The organism is Flaviflexus massiliensis, assembly GCF_001375495.1.
Classification (GTDB): Bacteria; Actinomycetota; Actinomycetes; order Actinomycetales; family Actinomycetaceae; genus Flaviflexus; species Flaviflexus massiliensis.
Genome location: NZ_LN831058.1, coordinates 1,728,893 through 1,754,025 on the forward strand (window position 1 = coordinate 1,728,893; position 25,133 = coordinate 1,754,025).

A 25,133-nucleotide genomic window follows, 5' to 3' on the forward strand; every position below is an offset into this window, starting at 1 on the left:
GCCTTCTAGGCTAGTACCTGCATGTGCCAGACGCCTAGTGAATTTTCTCCAGGCGGACCCGCACCCACGCATCCTGGTCGGGACGCACCCACATATCCCCGTACGGAACGCAGCACACGTGCCGGAGCACCATCTCGCTCGTCTCGGGTGGCACGATCAGATCCATACCATCTTGAACGGCAGTCGTCCCAGTGTGTGCCAGCTTCCCCTTGAGGCGTTCCGCATTCATCAGGCTACGATTACGCGGTTCGGGCACCGTACCCGTTACCACGTTGTCCTCGAACTTCCGGATCCTGTCGATCAGGTGCACAACCTGGTGGTCGAGCCATTCCATTTCCTTGTGGTTGTCGATCACCACGTCAGCGAATGGGACTCGTTCCTCGTCGGTTAGCTGGGTATTGATGCGGGCCCGCGCCTGCTCGGCAGTCATGCCGCGATCCCGTACGAGTCGCTCAATCTTCGTATCGTCCGGGGTCGTGATGAGGACAAGGAACTGGTGCACGTAGGCTCGACCCGTTTCAATCAGGAGCGGAGAATCCTCAACCACGATGGCGCGCGGATCCTCATCGACATAGGCCCGCAGCTGCTCCGCCATCCTGTCCCTCACACGTGGGTGAATAACGCCATTGAGCTGTTCCAGCTTTTCCGGGTCACTGAAGACAACATCTGCGAGCTTGGCGCGATCGATAATTCCGTTCTCGACCACGTCTGGGAAGAGTTCTGCTATTTGGGGAACCGCTTCCCCGCTTTCTGCGGTGAGTGAGCGCGAGACCTCGTCAGCATCAAGAATCTTGAATCCAGCCTGTGCGAGCCGCTTCGATACTTCTGACTTACCGGAACCGATTCCGCCAGTTAGGCCGACAAACAGCATTCGATGATCCTTTCGACAAGATCCACACCATCGTCCTCGCTCAGGTGCTCAAGGGGAGGAATGTGGAGAAAACAGGCATTCCGATGATGACGATACAGGGAGTACGAGAGCGTATTACATACGTAAGTCCCAGCATTGAGCGAAACTTCTATGCCACACTCGGCCCCGATCCGTTCCAGGTCCCAGCCGGTCCCGACAAAATCAGGCCCCGCGCTATCTACCCTGACTCCCCCGGGTGCGTAACCGGTGATGTCGGGGGTGCGAGCTTCCTGCCAATTGACGCCCAGTTTCTCGAGCCTGGGTACAGTTCGACTGGCGGCCACACCAATTGAGAGGACAAGATCGGCGTCCTTGACGAGCTCGGGAACGGTGTCACCAATGTCGAAGCGTACGGGAAGGATCTCTGTTTTAGCGCCCAGTCTCTCCCCCGCCACCAGTGCCAGTGCCTCGCTTGGGTTCGATTCGTGAGCGACCGAACCATCAGCCCCGAAGGGTCCAAACCCTGTCAAAAGAATCATGCAGCCTTATCCTCCGCGTCTATCATTGCTCCAACATTCACCTGTTCTATTCTACGAGACTCAGGCGCTCACTCATTCGTTTCTGTGTCGGGTGGTGGGTACTGTTCACATTGTTTGAGCATACGAAAAGGGGACCGCCGGAGCGGTCCCCTTTATCGATCAATCAGTGACCGGTGAGCTTCTCACGCAGTGCTGCGAGAGCCTCATCGGATGCGAGGGTGCCGGTCGACTCGGTGCCGGACGAGTAGCTGGCCGGAGCCTGCTCGCGTGCCGGAGCTTCCTCGACAACCTCTTCCTCGATCTCGGCCTGGCGAGCAACCTGCTCCTTGTGTGCGAGCCAGAGGGCGTAAGCCGCGTTGTACTCGGCCTCCCACTGTTCGCGCTGAGCCTCGTAGCCTTCCAGCCATTCGCCCGTCTCGGGATCGTAGCCTTCGGGGTACTTGTAGTTGCCGTCCTCGTCGTACTCGGATGCCATGCCGTAGAGCGATGCATCGAAGTCTTCGGATGCGGGGTCGACACCTTCGTTGGCCTGCTTGAGCGACAGGGAGATCCGGCGACGTTCGAGGTCAATGTCGATGACCTTGACGAACAGTTCGTCGCCAACCTTGGCGATCTGCTCGGGCTGCTCGATGTGACGCTGAGCGAGCTCGGAGATGTGGACGAGGCCCTCGATGCCGTCCTCGACGCGAACGAACGCACCAAAGGGAACGAGCTTGGTGACCTTGCCGGGCACAACCTGGCCGATGGCGTGGGTGCGGGCAAAGACCTGCCACGGATCTTCCTGGGTCGCCTTGAGGGACAGGGAGACGCGTTCGCGGTCCATATCCACCTCGAGCACCTCAACGGTGACGGGGGTGCCAACTTCGACAACCTCGTTCGGGTGGTCGATGTGCTTCCAGGAGAGTTCGGAGACGTGGACGAGGCCGTCGACGCCACCGAGGTCCACGAAGGCACCGAAGTTCACGATGGAGGAGACTACGCCCTCGCGAATCTGGCCCTTCTGGAGGGTGTGCAGGAAGTGGCTGCGGGTCTCGGACTGGTTCTGCTCGAGGAAGGAGCGGCGGGACAGAACAACATTGTTGCGGTTCTTGTCGAGCTCGATAATCTTCGCGTCGATGTCGCGTCCAATGTAGGGCTGGAGGTCGCGAACGCGACGCATCTCAACCAGGGAGGCGGGAAGGAAGCCACGGAGACCGATGTCAACGATGAGACCGCCCTTGACGACCTCAATGACGTTACCGGAAACGACTCCGTCGGTGTTCTTGATCTCCTCGATCTTGGCCCAGGCACGCTCCTGCTGTGCGCGGCGCTTCGAGAGGAGGAGACGGCCTTCCTTGTCTTCCTTCTGGAGGACGTAGGCCTCGATACGATCGCCTACGGCAACAACCTCATCGGGGTCGATGTCGTGCTTGATCGAGAGTTCCTTCGAGGGGATAACACCCTCGGTCTTGTAGCCAATGTCGAGAAGGACCTCGTCGTGGTCCACCTTGACAATGGTGCCCTCGACGATGTCCCCATCATTGAAGTACTTGATGGTCTCATCAACTGCGGCCAGGAGTTCTTCCTTAGAACCGATATCGTTGATGGCGACCTGCGGGGTGGTCGGCTGCTCGGGCGTGGTAGTTGTCATTGAGTTGTAGTCTCCGATGGGACAGTAATAGTTTGGACAGTTGAAGTGGATTATCCGAAGGACATCCAAGAATCAACAATAACGCGATGTTTCCCAAGATGCCAGGCCAATTCGCGCAGACTTCCAAAACATGTGACGCGTTAGACCCTCCGATACCGGGAGGTCACCAACCATTAACTTTGAGCACCGGTTCTCACCACCCATTGCGCGGCACTGTCACCGGGTTTCCCGTGGGAGACTGATGGCATGCAACCCATGTACGAACCCTCCCATAGTGTTCCCAACCCTGACAGCATCGCCGCAACATGGTGGGACACGTATGGGGATGATTATCTTGCCGAGCACCCGTCCCTCGGTGTTGTGAAGTTTCAGTGGAGCCCGGAAGGGTGGACCGAAGAGGATCTGCAACTTCTCCCAAGAAGGCCTGGACGTATTCTTGAAATCGGTGCCGGGGCAGCTCAGTGCTCTCGCTGGCTCAAATCCCAGGGCCACGATGTCACCGCAACCGACATCTCCCCCGGCATGATCGCAACAGCCCACCATCTCAACGAGAAAACAGGCTACGACTTCCCGCTCCACGTTGCCGGCGTCGAGAACCTGCCCTTCGAGGCCGCAACTTTCGACACGGTCTTCACCTCGTTTGGGGCACTCAGCTTTGTCCCCGATCTCGGTCCCGCTTTCGAAGAGATTTATCGGGTGCTGAAGCCAGGCGGGTCGTGGATCTATTCCGTCACGCATCCGTTTTCCTGGGTCTTCCCCGATTCTCCGTACCGTGACGATCTGACCGTGGTGCGTCCCTACGGGAAGAAGGAAGCCTACGTCGAGAGCTCAAGCGGAAAAACAGAGTACGCGGAGTTCCCGCACACGGTTGCGGACCACATGAATGGGCTATCCCAATCAGGCTTTCTTGTCGCTGAGATCCTGGAGCCGGGCTGGCCCGCCGGGAATTCTGAGACGTGGGGTGCGTGGGGGCCGGACCGGGGAGCGATGCTCCCCGGCACCCTCATTGTTAGTGCGCAGCGGCCCGCCAGTTAGCTCCTACGCCGACTCCAACTGAGAGCGGCACTGACAGGGTGACGGCCGATCCCATCTTGTCGATCACGACCTCACGAATCGCGTTCTCCTCACCCGGTGCGATCTCGAGAACAAGTTCGTCGTGGACCTGGAGGAGAAGCCGCGACGCATACTTTCCTTCACGGAGCGCCTCATCGACCCCGAGCATCGCAATCTTGATGATGTCGGCGGCCGAGCCCTGGATGGGGGCATTGAGTGCCATGCGTTCCGCGGCTTCGCGGCGCTGCCGGTTATCCGAGGTCAGGTCTGGCAGGTAGCGGCGCCTTCCCAGAATCGTGGACGTGTACCCATCCTTGCGGGCCTGGGCCACGATCGATTCGAGATAGTTCCGGACGGCCCCGAAGCGTTCGAAGTATTCATCCATGAGCTGCCTGGCCTCCGCCACGTCGATGCGGAGCTGACGCGACAGTCCGAAGGCGGACAGCCCGTAGGCAAGACCATAGCTCATGGCCTTGATCTTGTTGCGCTGGGTGGGCGTCACCTCTTCGGGCGGAATGTTGTACACGTGGCCTGCCACGTAGGAGTGGAGGTCCTCACCGTCAATGAAGGCCTGAATGAGCGCAGCATCGCCCGACTGGTGAGCCATGAGTCGCATCTCGATCTGCGAATAGTCGACCGTCATGATCGACTCGTAGCCCTCGCCGGGAACGAAGGCTTCGCGGATGCGCTGGCCTTCTTCCGTGCGAGCATGAATGTTTTGCAGGTTCGGTTCCGTTGAGGAGAGCCTGCCCGTGGCGGCAACAGTCTGCTGGAACGTGGAGTGGATCCTGTCATCGGACAGCACCGACTTCCCCAGGCCTTCCACTGACTGCTTCAGCTTGATCGCGTCCCGGTGCTCGAGGAGCTGACCGAGGAATTCACGTCCCGCGACCGCCTTGTCATCCTCCCGGTGTGCCAGCTGCGTGAACAGGTCCGTCAACGCTTCCGCATTCGTCGTATACCCGGACTTCGTTTTCCTCGTGGGCGGCAGTTCCAGCTCGTCAAAGAGCACGCCCTGGAGTTGTTTCGGGCTCGACAGGTTCACGTCGTGGCCGATTGCCTTGTAGGCGGATTCGGCTGCATGATTCACGCGCGAATCGAAGTCCTTGAAGAGCGAATCGAAAACGTTTCGGTCAGCACCAATACCGAGGTGCTCCATTTTGGCAAGGACGGTCATGAGCGGCATCTCGATCACGTCAAGCAGTTCTTTTGCGCCCCGCTGCTCAACCTCTCGCATGAGAACGCTCGAGAGTGGGAGGAGCGACCAGGCGCGGCTGGCGGGCCCTTCGGCCACGGGGTTCCCGAGGCCAAGATCAAGTTCGTCGGCCGCCATGTCTTCGAGCACAACACCGATGTGACGGACCACGAGATCAGCCAGGTCGTAATTGCGTTGGTCGGGGTGAAGTAGGTAGGCGGCCAGTTCCGTATCAACCGTGACCCCTGCCAATTCAATGTCGAGGGATCCCTTGAGGGCATGCCAGGTCCACTTGGCTCCGTGCACGATCTTCGGAGCATCAGATTCAGCCCACGCCGCCAGTGCCTTTTCGTCCTCTACGGAGAGTTCCTGACGGTTCGCGACCAGTGCCTTGCCATCTTCGATGGCAAGGGAGAGCCGTTCGACGTCCCCACGGAATGGTTCACCGTTCCCTTCAACAAAGAAACCGATCGTGGCACCATCGTGGTCCCTGAGCCAGCTGGCCACATCCCCGGGCTCAGCTACCGTGACGGTCAGGTCGGCAAGCAGTTCTTCTGATTCTTCCTGGTCACCCTCTGCGAGCGGTAGCTCCGCGAGCACGCGTGCTCGCAGCGAAGTGAAATCGAGTGTGTCGAAGAGCTGATGAACCGCTTCGCGGTTGACGCCCTTCGGCTCGAGATCCTCAAAACCCACCTCGAGCGGCATGTCTCTCAGCAGGTGGTTGAGCTTCCGGTTGAGACGCACCTGGTCAATGTTGTCTCGCAGGGACTGACCGACCTTGCCTCCGATCTCATCGGCGTGCTCAATGATGCCTTCGAGATCGCCGTATGTTTCGATCCACTTTTGGGCGGTCTTCGCACCCACTCCGGGTACGCCCGGGAGATTGTCAGCCTTCTCCCCCACGAGTGCTGCCATGTCCGGATACTGTTCGGGGGTGACACCGGTTCGTTCCTTCACAACCTCGGGTGTCATCTTGAGCATCTGCGATCGCGGCATCGGGTACAGCAGGGTCACCTTGTCGTTGACGAGCTGATAGGAGTCTTTGTCCCCGGAGGAAATCACGACCTCCATCCCCTCATCCGTGCCCCGAGCAGCCAGGGTCGCGACAATGTCGTCAGCTTCAAACTGGTCCTTCGTGATCCACGCGATCCCGAGAGCATCGAGTGCTTCTTGGATAAGGGGGATCTGTCCCTTGAATTCTTCCGGGGTTTCGGCACGGTCGCCCTTGTATTCCGCGTATTCCTTCGTGCGGAAGGTTCCTCCCGACAGGTCGAAGGCCACCGCCACATGCGTTGGCTTCACATCTGAGTAGAGCTTCAGCAGGGTGCTGATGAAGCCATGGATGCCGTTGGTGTACTGTCCCTGGTCGGTCCGGAAGCTGTCTTTCGGTAGCGCAAAGAAGCTGCGGAAGGCGAGAGAGTGTCCGTCGAGAAGAAGAAGTCGTTGGTTCACAAGACTAGAGTACGTGTCGGCTCGGATAAATTCAGTAAGGGCCTATGATTGTGCGCATGAAACATCTTGACCTGGGCGGTGGACCGGCCGCAGAGAAGCTCGGCATCCACTATCTCTCATATGAAAAAGACCGCGCGGAAGCCACGCTTCCCGTCGAAGGAAACACCCAACCCTACGGCTTGCTTCACGGCGGTATGAACGGTTTCCTTGTCGAGCACATCGCATCCAGTCTTGCCATGAGGCACTGCCCCGAGGACCTGGTTCCCGTTGGCACCGACCTCCATGTTTCTCACGTCAGCCCAGCAACCGCCGACGAGGTGCGTGCAGTGGGTGAGGTAGTTTCCGTCTCCAAGGGCTCCATCTGGGTACGTGTCGAGATCTTCTCCGGCGTACGCCTCACCGCATTCGGAAGCCTTACCGTGCGTTTCGTGAAACCCCGAATTTAGAATTCGGACGCCTGAAAGTTAAAAGCAAAGAGGTTGGGGTGTGCACTTTGAATTCGTGCACACCCCAACCTCTTAATATTCTTCACGGCACGTGTTCACGTCATTATTCACGTAGGGCACATGCCGGGTGGCATTGTTAGCGTCCGCCAACCTGATCGATAACGGCGTCAGCAACTTCCTTCATTGTCAGCCTGCGGTCCATCGATGTCTTCTGGATCCAGCGGAACGCTTCCGGTTCGGTCAGTCCCATCTTCGACATGAGGAGACCCTTGGCGCGGTCGACCTGCTTACGGGTTTCGAACTGCTCGGTGAGGTTGGCGACCTCGGACTCGAGTGAAACAATTTCCTGGAAGCGGGAAACCGCGATCTCGACTGCGGGAATCAGATCGGCGGGAGTAAAGGGCTTGACCACGTAGGCCATCGCTCCGGCGTCTCGTGCTCGTTCGACGAGCTCGCTCTGGGAGAACGCGGTCAGCATGACGACGGCACAGGTGCGGTTGGCGAGGATCTGCTCGGCAGCCGTGATCCCGTCCATGCCCGGCATCTTCACATCCATGACAACGACGTCGGGTTCGAGCTCTTTCGCCTTCTCAACTGCTTCCTCGCCGTCACCAGCTTCCCCGACGACGTCAATGCCGGCCTCAGTCAAGGTCTCGACAATATCGAGACGAATGAGTGCCTCGTCTTCCACAACGAGCGCACGATAGTGGCGTTCCTCGTTGCGCCCTGCTTCGTCAGCGTTGAACTCGAGGTCATCAAGCGAGTTCTCTTGGTTATCAACCACCGTGGCCTCCTTTGGCAAATGACGGCACCGGGCCATGTATATGCCCATGGACATTATCGCCCTAAGAGTAGCGCTCTCGCTGGAGAATCGGCATGCCGCCGCCAACATTTGCACACAAGTGCACCGCTGACCCGTTCTGCGAAGTCAGCGTATCGGCTTGATACCGCCACTTTCGCCCAGCATTTCGCCACTGTGAGAACGCTTACCGTGTCCCACCATCGCTTCGATTTGACATTAACCTTAAGTTAACGACCGCCACTTTAACGTTGATTTCTTATCGTATGTGTAGATGAGAACCCTCTCATGTCCCTCTCCTTTCCGTTTCACCTCAATCCTGTTTCATGGTGGAAGTAGGTCAAGGGAAAGACAATGGAAAGAACTCGAAACGCTCGCACCAGAACCTTTAGAAACAACTGGGCGGCACCGAGACTGGAGGGCTAATGTCTCGCAAATTGTGGATCGCAACGGGTGGTCTCGGAGGCCTTGGGATCATCGCTGGCGTGGGCCTGGCCAATGCAGATGATGACAATCTTCCCGTTCCTTCTAGCCTCACCTACGACGTGGAGAACACGACCCAGGACGAGAACCCGGAATCTGACGAGAAGACCGAGTCATCGAGTGCCACAACAGCTGTCACGGCACCGTCAGCGACGGAGGCACCAACCACGAATGCATCCACTCCGGTCTCTGCGGCCTCCCCGGCACCGGCTGTGCCCGCTCCCGCTCCTGCACCTGCTGTCACCCAGCCAGCTCCCGCGCAGCCAGCCCCCGCACCGGTCCAGGCGGACTCCCCAATCTCCGCACCTTCCCCATCCTCTGCTCCGTCGGCGGATTCAGCCGACTGACCGCTCTCGCGTTGCCTTATGACCCTTTTTCGGGCACGAAATGAGAGAACGATCCGGCACTAGACACAAACGACCTGAATCCACGCACGAGGGATGTTCCACTCCCCGCGTCTTCAAACGAAAAAGAATGTCCCGGCCCGTTAGGGCCGGGACTACTTGTACTCCGGGCGGGACTTGAACCCGCATGCCTTTCGGCGCCGCATTTTGAGTGCGGTGTGTCTGCCAATTCCACCACCGGAGCGGGGGCTCGAACCGTGATTCGAGCCTTGCTGAGTCTACCTTAAATTAGGTGACTCTAACTATTCCGGGGCGGAAGGGTTTCACCGATCTTGTGCACCCGGATCGAGTTGGTGGAACCAACGGTGCCGGGAGGCATACCCGAGGTGATGACAACCCGTTCATCTTCGTTTACAAGCTCATGCTCGCGGAGGACCTGGTCGACCTGCTCCACCATTTCATCCGTGTGGTGGACTTCGGGAACGATGATGGCCTCAACACCCCACGACAGGGCGAGGGTGTTACGGGTGGCCTCGAAGGGCGTGAACACGAGGTGGGGAATCGGGGAACGAAGGCGTGACATGCGGCGCGCGGTCAGACCTGAGGTTGTGAACGTGACGGCATAGCGGCAGTCGAGTGCCTCGGCAATGTCGAGAGCGGCGCGAGTGATGACACCGTTACGGGTCTTGAGGGACTCGTTGAGCGGAACAATGTTCTCCATGCCGTGCTCTTCAGTGTAGGAAATAATGTCACCCATGACGCGCACACATTCGATCGGGTACTGACCGACCGAGGTTTCACCGGACAGCATGACAGCGTCGGCACCATCGAGGATAGCGTTGGCGCAGTCGGATGCTTCGGCGCGGGTCGGGCGGGGGTTGGTGATCATCGACTCGAGCACCTGGGTGGCGACGATGACGGGCTTGGAGGCGCGGCGAGCCAAGTCAATGCAGCGCTTCTGGACGGTCGGAACCTGCTCGAGGGGCAGTTCCACACCGAGGTCGCCACGAGCAACCATGAGGCCATCGAATGCTTCGACGATACCTTCAAGGTTCTCAACGGCCTGGGGCTTCTCGATCTTGGCGATGACCGGCAGGCGGCGTCCCACGCGGTCCATCACCTCATGAACGTCGTTGATGTCTTCAGCTGAGCGGACGAAGGAGAGTGCGATCAGGTCGGCACCGAGGTTGAGAGCCCACTCGAGGTCGATCTTGTCCTTCTCGGACAGTGCGGGAACGGACACGGCAACGCCGGGCAGGTTCACGCCCTTGTGGTTGGAGACGGGGCCACCCACGAGAACTTCGGTGATGACACGGGGACCAACAACGTCCTTGACCTTGACCTGGATGTTGCCGTCGTCGATCAGGATGTTGTCGCCAGGCTTGCAGTCGCCTGGCAAACCCTTGAACGTCGTGGACACCATGTCCTTGTCACCGAGAATATCTTCGGTGGTGATGGTGAACTCGTCGCCCTTCCGGAGGATGACAGAACCATCGGCAAAGTTGCCAAGTCGGATCTTGGGACCCTGAAGGTCGACCAGGATGGCGACGGCCTTGCCGGTGGCTTCAGCCGCGGCACGAACATTCCGGTAGGTCTCTTCATGGTCCGCGTGGGTACCGTGAGAGGCATTGATGCGCGCGACGTTCATACCGGCGTCAACCAGTTCGCGCGTCTTTTCAGGACTCGAGGTCGCAGGACCAATGGTGCAGACAATTTTCGCTCTTCGCATAGGCTCAACTTTACCCAACTAAAGTCCTAAGTTTGCAGTCCGACGCGATAATTCACACCACATTCACCCACTTCCTAGGGAAAGCAGGCCTTCCAGGACACTATCCCGGACGTTTTGCACCTATGTGCAGGACTGGAAAACCTCGTGAGAAGCAGTGAAAGTTCGTAGCCCTCGAACCTACGCACACCCAATGCGCGCAGGACAGTAGAAAAGCACCCTGCCGGGTCATGATCATGGTGGGAAGGTACTCAATATGGTCGATGCTTCAAAGAGGTGTTGGCAAAGAGGAATTGGCCCCGGGGAATGGAATCCGCGGGGCCAACACTCTTCTTTTTCGCTCTGCCTGCTTTGCTCCCGTGCTTCTTTCGGCACGGGAGTTAGCGGCAGCTAGCTACTTGTCAACGTCGCTAGCATCCTCTGTGGACGAGTGATCCTCGGCCGTGTCTTCACCGGAATCGGTGGCAACCTTGCTTGCTTGGACGTCGGTGCGCGCTTGGCCTTCCTCACCGTCAGAATCGGGAGAAGCCGGGGCAGGTACTTCCTTGGCAGCCTTCTTGGCGTTTAGTTCAGAGCTGTCCCCATCGGGGTCAGCCTCTGGCTCATGGTCGTCGAGGTAGATCTTGTCCTCGTAACCGTCTGTCCTCACAACCTTTGTCCGCCACAGGAAGAACAGGGTTGCGACGGCAAACATGACGATGGAGGTCCACACGTTGAGGCGCAGGCCAGCAAAGACCTGTGCTTCGTCGATGCGGAGGTTTTCGATCCATACTCGGCCTGCCGTGTAGATCATGACGTAGGCCCAGAAGGACTGTCCGCCCTTGAACTTAAACTTGCGTTCGAATGCGACGAGTAGGACCGCACCAGCGAGGCACCACAGCAGTTCGTAGAGGAACGTCGGGTGGAAGAGCGTCCCATCGGGATATCCACCAACGATATTTTTCGGGTCGATCTCGAGACCCCAAGGCAGGTCTGTGGGGCGGCCGTAGAGTTCCTGGTTGAAGTAGTTGCCGAGGCGGCCGATGGCTTGGGCGATGAGCATGCCCGGTGCTAAAGCGTCCGCGAATGGTGCAATCCGCAGTCCCCTACGTTTGAGGCCAATCCAGGCACCAACCGCACCGAGGGCCACGGCCCCCCAGATTCCGAGCCCACCTTCCCAGACCCTGATGATCTTCGACAGGTCACCGTTCTCCCCGAAATACGGTTCCGGGGTGGTGATGACGTGGTAGAGACGGGCACCGATGATGCCGAACACGACCATCCACACCGCCACATCCAAGCTCACATCGGCGGGGCCGCCCTTGGCGCGGTAGCGGCGCTCAAGAATCCACCAGGCAACAACAATGCCGATGAGGATTGCGATTGCGTAGGCGCGGAGTGGGAGCGGACCGATCATCCACACGCCTTCCGGCGGGGAGGGGATGGACAGTGGCATCATGAGGAACTTTCGCGGTGGGAACCGTTGGCAATATCTGTTGCCAGGGCACGCAGCTCACTCAGGCTCGGGTCGTTCTTGAGTGCGTGAATGAGTGCGGAACCGACAATGACTCCATCCGCATACTCGGCGATATCGGAGGCCTGCTGGCCGTTGGAGACACCGAGACCGACGCAGACACGTTCCGCACCGTGGGAGCGAGTATCGGCCACGAGCTTCCGTGCCCGATCATCCACCTGGGCCCGCGCGCCGGTCACACCCATGGTGGATGCGGCGTAGACGAAGCCGGTCGAGGTTTCCGAAATGAGCTTGAGGCGTTCGGGGCGAGAGGAGGGTGCGACGAGGAAAATCCGGTCGAGCTCGTACTGATCCGAGGCTGCGATCCATTCGCCTGCCTCCTCGGGAGGGAGGTCGGGAGTGATCAGTCCAGCACCACCCGCGTTCTTGAAGTCACGAGCGAACCGGTCCACGCCGTAGCGAAGAATGAGGTTGAAGTAGGTCATGACCTCAACCGCGGCACCCGTAGCTGCCACCTGCTCGACAACGCCGAACAGGTCCTTCATCTTAAAGCCCTTCGCGAGGGCTTCCTGGGTGGTTTCCTGAATGATCGGACCATCCATACCCGGGTCGGAGTAGGGAATGCCAAGCTCAACAATGTCGGCACCCGACTCAACCACGGCAACCGCCGCATCGGCACTGCCCTGCAGGTCCGGGTAGCCGACGGGCAGGTAGGCGATAAATGCGGCACCATCTTTTGCCTTCGCGGCATCAATCTTTTCAGCGGCCCTCATTAGTGCACCTCCCGTGTTGCAGAACCATCGAGTCCAAACCAGGTCGCGGCAGTCTCCACGTCCTTGTCACCCCGTCCCGACAGGGACACGAGAATCGTCGAGTCCGGATTCTCCTTGCCGATCCGAATCGCGCCGGCAAGGGCGTGGGCTGATTCGATGGCGGGAATGATGCCCTCGGTGCGCGACAGCAGAGAGAACGCTTCCATGGCCTCTTTGTCGGTCACGGGCTGGTAATCAACCCGGCCAGTTGCGGCCAGGTGTGCGTGCTCTGGTCCCACACCCGGATAGTCGAGGCCTGCCGAGATCGAATGCGATTCGATGGTCTGACCATCCTCGTCCTGCATGAGATACGTCTTCGCACCGTGCAGGATCCCGATTTCGCCGAGGTTAATGGGTGCGGCGTGGCGCCCGGTCTCGAAACCATCACCGGCAGCTTCGAGTCCGACGAGCTTGACGTCAGGATCGTCGATGAATGCGGCAAACATGCCAATCGCATTGGAGCCACCGCCGACGCAGGCAAGCACCCAGTCGGGAAGTTCACCGGTAAGTTGAAGAACCTGTTCTCGCGCCTCGTCACCGATCACTCGCTGCAGGTCCCGAACAAGTCCCGGGAAGGGATGCGGGCCGGCCGCGGTTCCGAAAATGTAGTTGGTTGTTTCAACCGTTGCCACCCATTCCCTAAACGCTTCGTTGATCGCGTCCTTGAGGGTGGATGAACCCTGGTGGACGGACACGACTTCGGCACCCAGGAGTCGCATTCGAGCAACGTTGAGTGCCTGCCTGCGTACATCTTCCGCACCCATGTAGATCGTGCAGTCGAGTCCGAGGAGTGCGGCAGCGGTCGCGGTGGCGACACCGTGCTGTCCCGCTCCCGTCTCCGCGATCACTCGAGTCTTCCCGAGGCTCCGGGTGAGCAGGACCTGGCCCAAAACGTTGTTGATCTTGTGGGAACCGGTGTGGTTGAGGTCTTCACGTTTGAGGATGACCCGGGCTCCCCCGCAGTGCTCGGCAAAGCGCGGCACTTCGGTAATGATTGAGGGGCGACCCGTGTAGGTCTTGTTCAACTCGTGGAGTTCGCGCAGGAACTCGGGGTCGGCCTTGAGCTTCTCCCAACCGTCCGTCAGATCATCGAGTGCCGCCATGAGCGACTCGGGGATGAAGCGTCCACCGAAGTCACCGTAGTAGGGGCCGGTCAGTCCGATCTCACTCATTCGCTCACCACCGCAATCATCGCTTCAACCGCTGCCTTGGGATCACCGGAGCGCACGAGAGCCTCACCGGTCAGAACAGCATCGGCGCCCTGCTCGTAGTAGGCGCGAACGTCCTCCGGAGAAGAAACACCGGATTCCGCAACCTTGACAACTTGATCGGGAACGAGAGCAACGAGTTTCTCGAACATGCCCATGTCGACCTCGAGCGTCTTGAGGTTGCGAGCATTGATGCCGATCACGTCAGCACCAGCATCGATCGCGCGCTGCGTTTCTTCTTCGGTATGCACTTCGACCAGCGCCGTCATCCCCAGCTCCCGCGTCAGTGCCAGGAGCGATTTCAGCAGCTCATCATCCAGTGCCGCAACGATCAAGAGAATGACGTCGGCACCGTGGGCGCGTGCTTCGTAGATCTGGTATTCGGTGACAACGAAGTCCTTGCGCAGGATCGGCAGCGACACCTTGGCACGCACCTCGTCGAGGTCCGCGAGCGACCCACCGAAGCGTCGTGACTCGGTCAAAACGGAGATCACGGAGGCACCGCCGGACTGGTAGGCGATAGCCAGATCACCCGGTTCGGGAATGTCGGCGAGAGCTCCCTTCGAGGGGCTCGATCGCTTCACTTCGGAAATGATGGCGATGCCTTCACCAAGCAGTGCTACTCGAGCATCGAGAGCCGGTGCGGCCTCGCGTGCCGCTTCCTTGATTTGTGCGAGTGGAGTTTCGGCTTCTCGCGCGGCGAGATCTTCGCGGACACCAACAATAATGTCGTCAAGAACGGTCATGACTACCTTTCATACAGTAAAAAGGGGCGCCGAGGCGCCCCTTGGTTGCGCCTTCTCAGCTGTCGTACCAGGCGCCGCCCTTAGCGGTGTTCGTCAAGCTCCGCGGCTGGCCGTATCCGGCCTTGGACAGAATAAAAGAGGCAGCGATGGAAATGACGATCACAGCGATGCCAATCCACATCATGATGGGGCTGACAATCAGGCCGATACCGGTCAGGAGGACTCCCAGGCTTACTCCCCAGGTCAGCGTCCATCCAGCCACCGTATTACCTTCGTTGTGGAACGGCGCTTGCTTTGGCAGGCGATATGTCTCTTTAGTCACCTTCGTGCTCCTTTGTCGACGTCTGTGCACAGCTTAACCCGGTTTTCGGGAGCTGTCCTCACGGCTCCCCCACTATGAGACGAGAGAATTGGCGATCTGGATGGCACGCAGTGCTGCGGCCGCCTTGTTTCTCGTCTCGAGGTCTTCCATTTCGGGAACCGAATCTGCCACGATTCCCGCACCGGATTGGACGGAAGCCTTGCCGTTGGAGATGACGGCCGTGCGGATTGTGATGGCAAGATCGGCGTTGCCTGCGAAATCGAAGTAGCCGGCCACTCCCCCGTAGATGCCGCGCCGGGCGGGTTCCAGACTATCGATGATGTTGACTGCCGATGCCTTCGGAGCACCGGACAACGTTCCTGCTGGGAACGTGGCCGCGAGCGCCTCCACCGCAGTGACATCGTCTCGGAGCCTGCCCGTGACGGTTGAGGTGATGTGCATGATGTGGGAGAAGCGGGCGATGTCCATGAACTCGGTGACTTCGACGCTGCCGGGTTTGGATACTTTCGCGAGATCATTGCGTGACAGGTCGACCAGCATGACGTGTTCGGATATCTCTTTGGGATCCTTGAGCAGTTCCTCGGCCAGTTCGCGGTCCTCGCGCGGGGTGGTTCCTCTGGGGCGTGACCCTGCGATGGGGAAGGTGCGGACCTGGCCTTCGCGAACGGCCATGAGCGTTTCGGGACTGGATCCGACAACCGCGAAGGGTCCGTTGTCGCCCTCGAAGTTGAAGTAGTACATGTAGGGGGACGGGTTGATGGACCGGAGGACGAGGTAGACGTCAAGGGGATCGGCGGTGCATTCGATGTCGGCTCGTTGGGAGAGGACGACCTGGAATACGTCTCCGTCGGTGATGTGCTGCTGTCCTTGTCGGACCGCTTCCTGGAATTCTTCCGGTGCGACTCTCATGACCGGTTGCAATAGTGGGCCGGTCTGCTGGGCGAGTGCGCGTGCGGGTAGGGGGCGCTGGAGCGCCTCCTTCATCTCCCCCAGCTTTTCCACTGCCCGTTCGTAGGCTGCGTCCGCACCTTCCGGGCGGCCGTTGCGGTTGATGGCGTTGGCGATGAGCCAGACGACTCCCTTGCGGTGATCGATGGCGACGAGTTCCTCGGTTAGGCACATGGCGACGTCGGGGGTGTCGTGTTCTGCGGGTGCGTTCTTCTTCAGGGTGGGTTCCCAGTCGTAGAGCACGTCCCAGCCGAGTACTCCGGCCAGTCCCCCGGTCATGGGAGGAAGCCCCGGTAGGGGTTCGGAGTTGAGGTGGTGGAGGGCGTCGGCGAGGAGCTCCATCGTCGTTCCTGACCTCTTGAGTCCGTCGGGAACGTCTCCCGTCCACGCGGCTTTGCCGTCACGGGCGGTGAGGTAGGCGGAGGAGGAGATGCCGACGAAGGACCAGTTGGACCAGTAGTTTTGTTCGGCGGATTCCATGATGAAGGAGCCGGGCCTGCCGGCTGCGAGCCTGCGGTAGATGCTCGAGGGTGCCGTGTCATCAACGAGGAGCTGCATCGTGACGGGGACGACTCTGCGGGTTTGAGCGAGCGAGAGGAATTCTTCTCGGCCGGGATAGATGTCACCCCAGGTTGGGTTCGTCATGGTCGGTCACCGCCTCCAGTGTTCTGTTGTCAAAGCAGGAGCGGGCTCCCGTATGGCAGGCCGCACCCACCTGCTTCACCTGGATGAGGAGGGTGTCCCCATCGCAGTCGTATTCGATGCCGCGCACGTACTGTCTGTGCCCGGAAGTGTCGCCCTTGCGCCAGTACTCGCCCCGTGATCGGGACCAGAACCAGACCCTGCCGGATTGCTGTGTGCGGGTGAGCGCTTCCTCATTCATCCAGCCCATCATGAGCACGCGACCATTCTCGTGGTCTTGGATAATGGCGGGAACGAGCCCCACATCATTAAACGTGACGACCGACAGGTCGCGGGCGGGACTCACGCCTGATGTTTCTGCCAGGGAGTTCCCATCATTTCCAGCGTTCCCGGTCATCAGCGGACCTCGATTCCGGCTTCTCGCAGGCCTTCCTTGACCTGGGAGATCGTGAGGGTGCCGAAGTGGAAGACGGAGGCAGCGAGGACCGCATCGACTCCGATGCGGGCAACGTTGATGAAATCCTCGACGGTGCCGGCCCCGCCGGAGGCGATGAGGGGGATTGAGCAGATCTCGCGTACCTGGCTCGTCATGTCCAGGTCGAAGCCCTTCGTGGTGCCGTCGTGGTCCATGGAGTTGAGCAGGATTTCTCCCACGCCACGATCCTGTGCTTCCCTGACCCAGGCAAGCGCGTCCAGGCCCGCCGAGGTGCGTCCACCGTGCGTTGTTACTTCAAAGCCCGAGGGGGCGACACCGCTGGTTTCGGTCCTGCGAGCATCAACCGACAGCACCAGCACCTGGCTACCGAATTGGGTCGCGATCTCGCTGAGCAGGTCGGGACGAGTGATGGCTGCGGTGTTAACGGAGATCTTGTCGGCCCCCGCCTGGAGTAGGCGAGCAACGTCCTCAACGCTGCGTATGCCTCCCCCAACGGTCAGGGGAATGAACACCTGTTCGGCGGTCTTTGTCACCACGTCCATCATCGTGCCCCGGTCCTCGACGGATGCGGACACGTCAAGGAACGTCAGTTCGTCCGCTCCCTCAATGCCGTAGACTCGCGCGAGTTCAACCGGGTCACCGGCGTCGGCCAGGTTTTGGAAATGGACGCCTTTGACGACCCGTCCACCCGAAACATCGAGACAGGGAATTACGCGCAGTGCAACGCTCATGTGGTCAGCTCCTTGGAATGGGTTACTCAAGGCTAGGATATCCCCTATGTATCAAGCCCTTGTCGACCATATCGCGGACTCGCTGTCACAGGCGGGTGGGGAGATGGTGACCGTCACGATCGACGGATTCTCCGGTGCTGGGAAGACGTCCCTCGGTGAGCGCCTTGTCCGTGAATTCCATGGTAGGGATGTTGCCGTCCTTTTTGTGGAGGTGGAACTGTGGGCAAGAGGCTGGGGCGATCTCGAGGTAGCCGTCCACAGGGTGAAGGAACTAGCCGAAGAACTCCGTGACGGCCCTGCCACCACGAGGACGTGGAACTGGTGGACAGAGACACTGGAAGAGCCGATCACGCTCTCCCCCAAACCACTTCTTCTCATTGTCGGATCCGGTTCCGGCCAGATCCCCGCGGACATTGCCGTGTGGCTCGACTGCGACCGGGAAACCCGCCAAGAACGCGTGTCCGAACGAGACCCCTACGACTGGTCAGAACACTGGGATGAGTGGGAGTCCCAGGAGCTCAGGCTCCTCACCAATCACGACTCTCGGGAGCACGCAACCTATCGCTTCTCATGCGAAGGGAACTCCGCAACCCCAACCGATCACCTGTCGCCCGTCCACGAAGCCTAACGGATCTCTTCCCTATCTCATCCAGGGAGCATTCGGTTCCCGCAACTCCCCGTAGCCCGCGAGCGCCGATGCGGCCGACAGGAGCCCGATAATTGTGGTCGCGTTGTGGATGGCACCCGAGTGCGCCAGTTGCACGGCCTCGGCCAGCGGGATCCATTCGTATTCCATGTCTGCCTCCTCCTCGGTGCGTTCGTATTCGAGGCTTGTTGAGCTGAGATCGCGGGCGAGAAAGACGCGGAGGCTTTCCGAAAGACAACCGGGTGAGGAGAACAGGTCAACGAGAACACGCCAGCTTGCGGCATCGAGTGACGCTTCCTCGGCAAGTTCGCGTTGCGCAGCGGCGAGCGGATCTTCACCGTCCTTGTCAAGAAGCCCGGCCGGGATCTCCCACAGCACCGCTTCGACGGGATGACGGTATTGGCTGAGGAGCAGAACCTCGGGACCATTGTCTCCTTCGCGCAGTGGAACGATGGCGACAGCCCCGGGGTGTGCGATGTACTCACGCCGGATCGTTTCTTTGTGGCCTTCGAGGGTGAGATCGTCGGATACGAACGAGAAAACATTGCCTTCGTAAATGGTTTCTCGGTTCACGAGGCTGTGTCTCCGGTGTTTGCGGTCCTGCACGGTGTTCCCCTTCATTCGTCTCTCTTTAGGTGTTCGGTCCGGGCGCTGGCATCCGTCACCCACATGGTAGTCATGAGCGGGACAGGCAAGCTGTTTCGTTACCTCTTAACGCATACCGAACGTGAGCCTTCCCTGCCAGCATGTTCCTGTCCAGCATAGTGCTCGAGGCGCAACATGACCGCGGCAGGTCATTGCCGAAGGTGGGTGATTCCAGTATTAGTTAGACCGCATCTCACTCACCAACCCATTGTCGAACATCTGTGCTATCGGTTGATTGAGGCGGGTTTGGGGGCTGATTGTGGCACGTGGGAGTGCGGATCGGATGCTAGGTGGCAATGCCCTTCGCTTCGGCAACGATGCGGTAGCGTTCGATCCACTGCCGAGATATATCTGCTGCCTGCGGTTGTTCCGAGATCCTCGCGTGTGCGGCAGTGGTGAGGGACGTGACCAGCTCGGGTTCGGCGAGCAAACGGCGGACCCCGTGGACCATGGCGGCGATGTCATCAACATCGAAGAGGATTCCGGCTCCTTCAAGGAGGTCCGGGATTCCGCCGGTGCGGGTGGCAATAACTGGCACTTGAGCGGACATGGCCTCCTGCACAGCCAAGGGCCGGGCTTCCCAAACCGACGGAAGCGCGAACACGTCGGCCGCCGCCAGCCATTTGTCGACATCGTTGCGTTCTCCCGCGAGCACGAGCGGTGCGCGAGATGAGATGGCACCCAGTCGCAGCTGGTCGTCGATCGACAGGTCTCCCCTGCCCACCAGTACCCAGGTGACTTCCTCGCGGAGCGCGGTAGCGGCTTCCAGGGTGCTGAGGACGTTCTTGCGGGGAATGAGGGAGGAGACCGTCAGGACCATGGGCTTGCTTGGGTCGATGTCCCGTCCCGGGCTCGCCACGTCCGACAGGGTGGCAAAGAGTGCCTTGCGCCGCTGCAGGCGTTCTTTTTCTCCCGGCCGATCATTCCTCAAAAGTTCGGGGACCAGGGGGCTCGGTACGTAGTCGAGCCAGGTTTTCTTTGCTCCCGCTTCATTCGCGAGCGCCACGAGGTCCGGTGAGGTTCCCGATACCGCATCGGCGAGGCGGATGCCGAAGGAGTCGACACGGGGCGCCGTGAGCCGTGCCCGACCGTCACTCGTGCGAGCGTGCCACGAAACGATGAATCCTGGCCTGTGCCGTTCGGTCAGCAGGGTTGCCGCGAGCAATCCGCCGTTATTACCGTGGGCGTGGACGATGTCGGTGGAGCGGACGAGACGGCGGATGAGACGGACCTGGGTTCCCGATAGCCGTGCGGGGATCTCGATCGATGCCCCCATGTCCCAGCCTGCCAGCACTTCAGCATCGGCTGCGACAACAACGTCATGGCCCGCTAGCCGGAGGTGTTCCGAAAGGGTGGCGACATGCCCTGCCATGGCTCCATCGCCCGACAGAACAACTTGGACAATGTTCACAGCACCCCTTTCTCATCATCAACCCATGAGTTCACCTGCCACACGGATCGGCCCGTCAAGCTAGTGACGATAACGGGTATCGTGGCTGCGCAGAGTGCGCCGACGATGGCGGCTCCGATTGCAATCCCAATACCGTCCCCCAATCCTAGGACGAGATCGTTTGTGAGACGCCCAAAAAACGCCGAGACCAGCGAAAATGAGACAGCCAATGCTGCGGACTTGCCAAGCCCAGCCGTCACCGCGGACCCGATCTGGGCGCGGCATGCCCTCACGCCGAGGGCGCCAGCCACCGTCATGCCCACCGAGTTTGCGAGCGCCAACACCACGAGCGTGGACTGCCTGCTGTCCGTCAATGGGAGTGCCATCAGCACACCTGCGCAGACGATGAGCCAGGCGGTGACGGTGATGCGGAGAACCTGACCGGGAGCCCCTATCGCGTAGAGAACACGTGAAGTGTGGTAGAGGAGAGAGTATCCAATGACGCCGGCTGACAGGATCGTGACAATCAGGTCCAGCTCGGGCATGTCGTACACCACCGTGAAGATCACTTCCGCCGCCGGTGCAATCGCCGCCAAGACAGCACTACCAATGGCGGAGGTAGTGACGATGAGACGGATCGAACCCGACGTGAGTTTTTCCAGGCCGGGCCGGTCCGGCAGTGCGGCGCGTTCGGAAATACGTGGGAAGAGTGCCGTCGCAATCGGCACCGCGAGGATCGCGTACGGCAGGAAGTAGAGGGCCTGAGCGTATTTGAAGATCGGGTAGGTACCTTCACCGCCGACATTGTTGGCCACGACCATGATGAGGACGATCGCTGTCTGCTGGGCTATGAGCCCGCCAAAGCCAGCCGATGCCATCTTGAGGGCCGTACGACCCAGGCCGTTGGGGAAACGGAATGTGGGGCGCAGGCGAGCCATGCGCATGACGCCGATGGCTTGCGGCAGGGTGAAGGCCACGACGCCACCGGTGGTACCCCACCCCAGCCACATGAGTGCCCCGGTCGGAACCTGCGTCGGGTCCGTCAGGTCCCGCCCTCCACTCAACCAGTACATGACGAACGCACCGATGACGACAACGGAGGACAGCATGGGTGCCAGCGCTGGCAGAACAAACCTGTGGTGGGCCTGCAAGATACCACTCAGCACGACGGACATGCCGTACATCGGCACCTGAATCGCAAAGATTGTCAGCAGGGTGGAGGCAAGGTCCTGGACATCCGGATCCCGACCGCCCAGAAGTGCCCCCGCCACGGGGCCCGAGAGTAGGACAACGGCAAGTGCGATGGGAATACCGAGTCCAAGCACCCAGGTTAGGAGGCCCGAAGCGATCCTATTCGCCTCGTCAGTATCCTGGCGTGCGATCGCCCGCGACAAGAGAGGAACCACCACGCCCGCGAGCGCACCACCCGCCGCCACCTCAAACAGGACGTTTGGAACGTTATTTGCGGTCGAGTAGGCGTCAGCGATCGGTGTAGCGCCGAGCACCCAGGACTCGGCAACGGTCCGACCAAATCCCACCACCCGTGACAGGAGGGTGAGAATGGCAATGACGCCGGCTGCTCCCGCGACCGACGCCAACAGTCCCCGCTTCGCCATTATCGTCCCCAGCGGTCCACGGCAGACAGTATTCGATTCGATTCGATGACGCGGCTGAAAGACACCTTCTCCGACGCCAGAATAAGACCGACCGTGCCTGCGGCTGCGAGCAGCCGGACCGCACGCGAGGGATGGGAGGCAGCGGCAACCCCGATGACAGCGCCCACGGCGTTCGCACCCAGATCACCGAGCATGGTCTTGCCGGCAAGATCGGATGGCAGGGCCCCGGCCACCGTGCCAGTCACGCCCGAAAGAAGCGGCCGAACATCACCATGACCAGGTGCAACAAGAATGGAGAGAGCGGTCGCGGCCTTGAGTGCCCGGCCGGGACGTAGGTCGAGCAGGTTGAGGAGATTGGCGCTGCCCGCAATAGCAACTACGCGGATCACCCAGTCGGCCACCTCGACCGGGGCACTGGAATTCTGATCTTTCCCATCTCGCAGGACAAGGGCAGATATTCCGGCACCTGTACCGATGATGCCGATCTTCAATACCCCGGTCGTGACCTGCCCGTTCGCTAACGCACTGAGGTGTCCCGAGAGTCCTTTGGCGGTGGCAAAGTCCTGCTCGCGATGATCGTCAATATGTCCGGCAAGTGCGCCGCTCGCTCCCGCAATCGCACCCGCCGTGCCCATGCGGCCGGGGGTGAGTAGTGACGCACTAACAACTCCGGCTGCCACGTTGAGCCCACCGCAGAGCGACACGGGTTCTCCGCGAAAGTTCGTCCTTTGCCAGGAAGGTGAGGCAGGGGACGGCAGGTGGCGGGTAGAAAAGCCGGCAAGAACCCGGAGAATGTTGGTGCCGATCATGGTGTGGCCGGATCTGTTTCTTCCGTACCGTCCGTGCCCGCGTCGGTCGGATCCGTGCTATCCGGGTTGGCGGGATCGGTCCCTGTCCCCTCATCGACAGGTACCTCCGAGACTGCCTGGATGGGCATCGGGGAACCGAGAACGGTTTCCGCTCCCTCAGCCATTCCCCACGCCACCGCGTTCCCCGAGATCTCTTGCGTGAGAGCGAAAGGAACGTTGATGAGCGCGGTCGCATCCATCGGTGAATCCACGGTCGAGACGCTCCCCTCACCGCGGAGCGTGGCGAGCAGAGTGCCGGCCTGACCATCGGCGCTGTAGACGGCCGGTAGCTCGATTGCACTAAAGAATTCAGCACCGTTGGCGATGATCGCGTCGCGGTTCGTGTCGGGTTCTTCGGGGATCTCGTCGGCTGTGACACCAAGGAACAGGATCGCATCGGCCGGTGCCGTCACCGGATCAACAACCTCGATGAGAGCATTGTCGGAGGACTGGTAGACCTCCAGCAGCGTGCTTGCCGACTGGTCCGTGCCTGTCAGAATAAGCTCCAGGCCCCTGACGAGGGTACCCATGGGGTTGTCTGCGGGCTCCACGTAGGTATCGAGCTGGCCGGACAGTGCGGTGCGGTAGCTGGCGCCGCTTTCGGAGAAGAACTCTTCGGTGACCCGCAGCGTGCCCGTGACGCTCGCACCGGCGGCCTCGAGATTCTCACGGTGGGTAGCGATCGCATCGTCGCCCGCTCCCGGAAGCGCCACGATCGTCACGTTCTGTCCCTCGAGCGTGCCTGCGATAACGTCCTCGGACAGGATTTCCATTCCCTCACGGTAGGCATCCGATTCGCGCTGCGATTCTTCTGCCTGGGCCCACGCCTCATTTCGTGAGTCGCGTAGCGAGTCAACCTGGTCGGTCAAGACAGACCCGATGGAGTTTTGCAGGGGGCCTGCCCCGAGGATCACGCCGATCCCGAGCGCCATAAACACCGCGATCAGTGAGACAAGGTGGTACCGAAAATCAACCATGACGTACTCTCAATCAACCAAATATTCCGGTTATGTTATTCCACACGTCCGAGAACCACGCTTGCACGAGGCTCCACAGCGCCTGTCCCACATCCGTTGTCGTGATTGCCGCAATCATGGCGAACACTCCCGCCAAAACGAGCGCAACAAGCTGCCAGGAGGAGATCCTGGACTGGTAGAGCTGGGAGGCTCCCTTCGCATCGATGAGCCGGCCACCAACCTTGAGGCGGGTGAGGAACGTTGAGGCCATGCCTTCACGTCCCTTATCTAAGAATTCAACCAGGGAAGAGTGTGTCCCGACGGCAACAATAATCTTTGCGCCCTTCGAGTCTGCCAGAATCATTGCGGCATCCTCACTCGTGCCGGTCATCGGAAACACGACGTAGGGCACACCGAGTTCCTCAACGCGTTTAACGCCGGGGGCCCGCCCGTCACGGTACGCATGAACGATGACCTCCGCCCCGCATGCCAGCGCACGATCCGACACCGAATCCATGTCACCCACGATGACATCGGGGACGAGACCGAGCTCAAGCATGGCATCCGCTCCCCCATCAACCCCCACGAGGATCGGGCGATAGTCGCGAATGTAGGCACGCAGCGAGTTCAGGTCGTCCTTGTAGTGATAGCCGCGCACCACAATGAGAACCTGGCGATCATCAAACTCGGTCCGCACATCCGGAATACCAACGGAGTTGAGGATGAGGTCGTGTTCTCGCTCCAGGTACTCCATCGTGTTGTGAGCAAACGCTGATAGCTGGGTCGAGACCCCTGCCCGGGCTTCTTCCATCGCCAATTCGTTCAGGTCCGAGGTTTGCCACACACCTTCGGCAACGAGTTCGGATCCACGATAGACGGAACCGTCCTCCTCAATATGAATGCTTGTCCCTTCGGCAACATCCATGATCTGTGAACCCAGGTCGTCAATGAGGGGGATGCCGGCGGCGAGCAGGATACCCGGCCCCATATTCGGGTACCGTCCCGAGGTGGACTTGGCAGCATTCAAGACCGCGACCGGTTCGCACGCAACGAGAGCCTCGGCGGAAACCCGGTCAATATCTTCGTGGTCGATGATGGCGACCTCACCTACGGTGAGGCGCTTTGTCAACCGCTTCGTGCGGGAATCCACCTTCGCGTACCCACCGAGCTGGTCCGGCTCGGTGGGTTTACCTCGGCGACGTAAGTTCCATTTCACG

At 60.1% G+C, this 25,133-nt stretch carries 24 protein-coding genes and 1 tRNA gene; 4 read left to right on the forward strand and 21 right to left on the reverse strand.

Going from position 1 to position 25,133, the window contains the following annotated elements; genetic code table 11:
• Positions 1 to 34: 34 nt before the first annotated feature.
• The 3 genes from coaE to rpsA form a co-directional block, all read right to left on the reverse strand.
• Positions 35 to 871, reverse strand: coding sequence for a dephospho-CoA kinase (gene coaE / locus BN1241_RS11885; protein ID WP_054953759.1), 837 nt, complete (start codon positions 869 to 871; stop codon positions 35 to 37).
• On the reverse strand, positions 853 to 1,389 hold the full coding sequence (locus tag BN1241_RS11890; RefSeq protein ID WP_054953760.1) for a pyroglutamyl-peptidase I: 537 nt from the start codon (positions 1,387 to 1,389) through the stop codon (positions 853 to 855). The genes coaE and BN1241_RS11890 overlap by 19 nt, the downstream gene beginning before the upstream one ends.
• A 163-nt stretch (positions 1,390 to 1,552) precedes the next feature.
• Complete coding sequence (gene rpsA, locus BN1241_RS11895; RefSeq protein ID WP_054953761.1) at positions 1,553 to 3,019, reverse strand: 30S ribosomal protein S1; 1,467 nt, start codon at positions 3,017 to 3,019, stop codon at positions 1,553 to 1,555.
• Positions 3,020 to 3,265: 246 nt separating this feature from the next.
• Here rpsA and BN1241_RS11900 point away from each other — a divergent pair, with 246 nt between their 5' ends.
• The gene (locus BN1241_RS11900; RefSeq protein ID WP_054953762.1) at positions 3,266 to 4,054 is read left to right on the forward strand and encodes a class I SAM-dependent methyltransferase; all 789 of its coding nucleotides are present in this window, start codon (positions 3,266 to 3,268) and stop codon (positions 4,052 to 4,054) included.
• Here the strand turns inward: BN1241_RS11900 and polA are convergent.
• Positions 4,029 to 6,719 carry a DNA polymerase I gene (polA, locus tag BN1241_RS11905; protein ID WP_230198320.1) on the reverse strand — a complete coding sequence of 897 codons (2,691 nt, stop codon included), beginning with the start codon at positions 6,717 to 6,719 and terminating at the stop codon, positions 4,029 to 4,031. The two genes, BN1241_RS11900 and polA, sit on opposite strands and share 26 nt — an antisense overlap.
• Before the next feature lie 56 nt (positions 6,720 to 6,775).
• On the opposite strand from polA, the gene BN1241_RS11910 reads away from it, so the two are divergent.
• Complete coding sequence (locus BN1241_RS11910) at positions 6,776 to 7,165, forward strand: PaaI family thioesterase (RefSeq protein WP_187117638.1); 390 nt, start codon at positions 6,776 to 6,778, stop codon at positions 7,163 to 7,165.
• A 136-nt stretch (positions 7,166 to 7,301) separates the two neighbouring features.
• On the opposite strand, the gene BN1241_RS11915 is transcribed toward BN1241_RS11910, so the two are convergent.
• Entirely contained in the window at positions 7,302 to 7,856 is a 555-nt protein-coding gene (locus BN1241_RS11915; RefSeq protein WP_077138434.1) for an ANTAR domain-containing response regulator, read from the reverse strand.
• A gap of 533 nt (positions 7,857 to 8,389) precedes the next feature.
• Between BN1241_RS11915 and BN1241_RS11920 the strand changes: the two genes are divergently transcribed.
• Entirely contained in the window at positions 8,390 to 8,794 is a 405-nt protein-coding gene (locus BN1241_RS11920) for a hypothetical protein (protein WP_054953766.1), read from the forward strand.
• 159 nt (positions 8,795 to 8,953) lie between these two features.
• Here the strand turns inward: BN1241_RS11920 and BN1241_RS11925 are convergent.
• The 10 genes from BN1241_RS11925 to hisF form a co-directional block, all read right to left on the reverse strand.
• Positions 8,954 to 9,035: transfer RNA gene (locus BN1241_RS11925), tRNA-Leu, on the reverse strand.
• Positions 9,036 to 9,089: 54 nt separating this feature from the next.
• Positions 9,090 to 10,520: a pyruvate kinase gene (gene pyk / locus BN1241_RS11930; RefSeq protein WP_054953767.1), complete on the reverse strand. Its 1,431-nt coding sequence runs from the start codon at positions 10,518 to 10,520 to the stop codon at positions 9,090 to 9,092.
• A 391-nt stretch (positions 10,521 to 10,911) separates the two neighbouring features.
• On the reverse strand, positions 10,912 to 11,955 hold the full coding sequence (gene lgt / locus BN1241_RS11935) for a prolipoprotein diacylglyceryl transferase (RefSeq protein ID WP_077138381.1): 1,044 nt from the start codon (positions 11,953 to 11,955) through the stop codon (positions 10,912 to 10,914).
• Complete coding sequence (gene trpA / locus BN1241_RS11940) at positions 11,952 to 12,743, reverse strand: tryptophan synthase subunit alpha (protein WP_054953768.1); 792 nt, start codon at positions 12,741 to 12,743, stop codon at positions 11,952 to 11,954. Before trpA ends, lgt begins: the two co-directional genes overlap by 4 nt.
• Positions 12,743 to 13,954 (reverse strand): tryptophan synthase subunit beta, encoded by a 1,212-nt coding sequence (gene trpB / locus BN1241_RS11945; RefSeq protein WP_054953769.1) that lies wholly within the window; start codon positions 13,952 to 13,954, stop codon positions 12,743 to 12,745. Before trpB ends, trpA begins: the two co-directional genes overlap by 1 nt.
• Positions 13,951 to 14,736: an indole-3-glycerol phosphate synthase TrpC gene (gene trpC / locus BN1241_RS11950; protein ID WP_054953770.1), complete on the reverse strand. Its 786-nt coding sequence runs from the start codon at positions 14,734 to 14,736 to the stop codon at positions 13,951 to 13,953. The genes trpB and trpC overlap by 4 nt, the downstream gene beginning before the upstream one ends.
• Positions 14,737 to 14,791: 55 nt before the next feature.
• A complete protein-coding gene (locus BN1241_RS11955) occupies positions 14,792 to 15,058 on the reverse strand; it encodes an HGxxPAAW family protein (RefSeq protein WP_054953771.1) in 267 nt (88 codons plus the stop codon).
• 72 nt (positions 15,059 to 15,130) lie between these two features.
• Positions 15,131 to 16,651, reverse strand: coding sequence for a chorismate-binding protein (locus BN1241_RS11960; protein WP_054953772.1), 1,521 nt, complete (start codon positions 16,649 to 16,651; stop codon positions 15,131 to 15,133).
• Complete coding sequence (gene hisI / locus BN1241_RS11965) at positions 16,629 to 17,045, reverse strand: phosphoribosyl-AMP cyclohydrolase (RefSeq protein WP_082418349.1); 417 nt, start codon at positions 17,043 to 17,045, stop codon at positions 16,629 to 16,631. The genes BN1241_RS11960 and hisI overlap by 23 nt, the downstream gene beginning before the upstream one ends.
• Positions 17,045 to 17,815, reverse strand: coding sequence for an imidazole glycerol phosphate synthase subunit HisF (gene hisF, locus BN1241_RS11970; protein WP_054953773.1), 771 nt, complete (start codon positions 17,813 to 17,815; stop codon positions 17,045 to 17,047). The genes hisI and hisF overlap by 1 nt, the downstream gene beginning before the upstream one ends.
• A gap of 46 nt (positions 17,816 to 17,861) precedes the next feature.
• On the opposite strand from hisF, the gene BN1241_RS11975 reads away from it, so the two are divergent.
• A complete protein-coding gene (locus tag BN1241_RS11975; RefSeq protein ID WP_054953774.1) occupies positions 17,862 to 18,443 on the forward strand; it encodes a nucleoside/nucleotide kinase family protein in 582 nt (193 codons plus the stop codon).
• Positions 18,444 to 18,455: 12 nt separating this feature from the next.
• Here BN1241_RS11975 and BN1241_RS11980 read toward each other — a convergent pair whose 3' ends face one another.
• From BN1241_RS11980 to steA, 6 genes are all read right to left on the reverse strand, one after another.
• A complete protein-coding gene (locus BN1241_RS11980; RefSeq protein ID WP_054953775.1) occupies positions 18,456 to 19,082 on the reverse strand; it encodes an NUDIX domain-containing protein in 627 nt (208 codons plus the stop codon).
• A gap of 310 nt (positions 19,083 to 19,392) precedes the next feature.
• The gene (locus BN1241_RS11985; protein ID WP_054953776.1) at positions 19,393 to 20,517 is read right to left on the reverse strand and encodes a glycosyltransferase family 4 protein; all 1,125 of its coding nucleotides are present in this window, start codon (positions 20,515 to 20,517) and stop codon (positions 19,393 to 19,395) included.
• Positions 20,514 to 22,112 carry a murein biosynthesis integral membrane protein MurJ gene (murJ, locus tag BN1241_RS11990; RefSeq protein WP_054953777.1) on the reverse strand — a complete coding sequence of 533 codons (1,599 nt, stop codon included), beginning with the start codon at positions 22,110 to 22,112 and terminating at the stop codon, positions 20,514 to 20,516. Before murJ ends, BN1241_RS11985 begins: the two co-directional genes overlap by 4 nt.
• Positions 22,112 to 22,816, reverse strand: a complete 705-nt coding sequence (locus BN1241_RS11995) for a hypothetical protein (protein ID WP_230198321.1) — start codon at positions 22,814 to 22,816, stop codon at positions 22,112 to 22,114. The genes murJ and BN1241_RS11995 overlap by 1 nt, the downstream gene beginning before the upstream one ends.
• Positions 22,817 to 22,917: 101 nt before the next feature.
• The gene (locus BN1241_RS12000; RefSeq protein ID WP_054953779.1) at positions 22,918 to 23,937 is read right to left on the reverse strand and encodes a copper transporter; all 1,020 of its coding nucleotides are present in this window, start codon (positions 23,935 to 23,937) and stop codon (positions 22,918 to 22,920) included.
• A 13-nt stretch (positions 23,938 to 23,950) separates the two neighbouring features.
• Positions 23,951 to 25,132: a putative cytokinetic ring protein SteA gene (gene steA / locus BN1241_RS12005; protein ID WP_054953780.1), complete on the reverse strand. Its 1,182-nt coding sequence runs from the start codon at positions 25,130 to 25,132 to the stop codon at positions 23,951 to 23,953.
• Between the last annotated feature and the right edge of the window lies 1 nt (position 25,133).

Excerpts from the sequence above, each read along its gene's own strand:
- hisI (WP_082418349.1), bottom strand. The coding sequence starts at position 17,045 with ATGACCGGGAACGCTGGAAATGATGGGAACTCCCTGGCAGAAACATCA.
- BN1241_RS11890 (WP_054953760.1), bottom strand. The coding sequence starts at position 1,389 with ATGATTCTTTTGACAGGGTTTGGACCCTTCGGGGCTGATGGTTCGGTC.
- BN1241_RS11900 (WP_054953762.1), top strand. The coding sequence starts at position 3,266 with ATGCAACCCATGTACGAACCCTCCCATAGTGTTCCCAACCCTGACAGC.
- coaE (WP_054953759.1), bottom strand. The coding sequence starts at position 871 with ATGCTGTTTGTCGGCCTAACTGGCGGAATCGGTTCCGGTAAGTCAGAA.
- BN1241_RS12000 (WP_054953779.1), bottom strand. The coding sequence starts at position 23,937 with ATGGTTGATTTTCGGTACCACCTTGTCTCACTGATCGCGGTGTTTATG.
- rpsA (WP_054953761.1), bottom strand. The coding sequence starts at position 3,019 with ATGACAACTACCACGCCCGAGCAGCCGACCACCCCGCAGGTCGCCATC.
- BN1241_RS11980 (WP_054953775.1), bottom strand. The coding sequence starts at position 19,082 with ATGAAGGGGAACACCGTGCAGGACCGCAAACACCGGAGACACAGCCTC.
- trpC (WP_054953770.1), bottom strand. The coding sequence starts at position 14,736 with ATGACCGTTCTTGACGACATTATTGTTGGTGTCCGCGAAGATCTCGCC.
- BN1241_RS11960 (WP_054953772.1), bottom strand. The coding sequence starts at position 16,651 with ATGACGAACCCAACCTGGGGTGACATCTATCCCGGCCGAGAAGAATTC.
- lgt (WP_077138381.1), bottom strand. The coding sequence starts at position 11,955 with ATGATGCCACTGTCCATCCCCTCCCCGCCGGAAGGCGTGTGGATGATC.
- BN1241_RS11920 (WP_054953766.1), top strand. The coding sequence starts at position 8,390 with ATGTCTCGCAAATTGTGGATCGCAACGGGTGGTCTCGGAGGCCTTGGG.
- BN1241_RS11910 (WP_187117638.1), top strand. The coding sequence starts at position 6,776 with ATGAAACATCTTGACCTGGGCGGTGGACCGGCCGCAGAGAAGCTCGGC.
- hisF (WP_054953773.1), bottom strand. The coding sequence starts at position 17,815 with ATGAGCGTTGCACTGCGCGTAATTCCCTGTCTCGATGTTTCGGGTGGA.
- trpB (WP_054953769.1), bottom strand. The coding sequence starts at position 13,954 with ATGAGTGAGATCGGACTGACCGGCCCCTACTACGGTGACTTCGGTGGA.
- pyk (WP_054953767.1), bottom strand. The coding sequence starts at position 10,520 with ATGCGAAGAGCGAAAATTGTCTGCACCATTGGTCCTGCGACCTCGAGT.
- murJ (WP_054953777.1), bottom strand. The coding sequence starts at position 22,112 with ATGGCGAAGCGGGGACTGTTGGCGTCGGTCGCGGGAGCAGCCGGCGTC.
- BN1241_RS11975 (WP_054953774.1), top strand. The coding sequence starts at position 17,862 with ATGTATCAAGCCCTTGTCGACCATATCGCGGACTCGCTGTCACAGGCG.
- trpA (WP_054953768.1), bottom strand. The coding sequence starts at position 12,743 with ATGAGGGCCGCTGAAAAGATTGATGCCGCGAAGGCAAAAGATGGTGCC.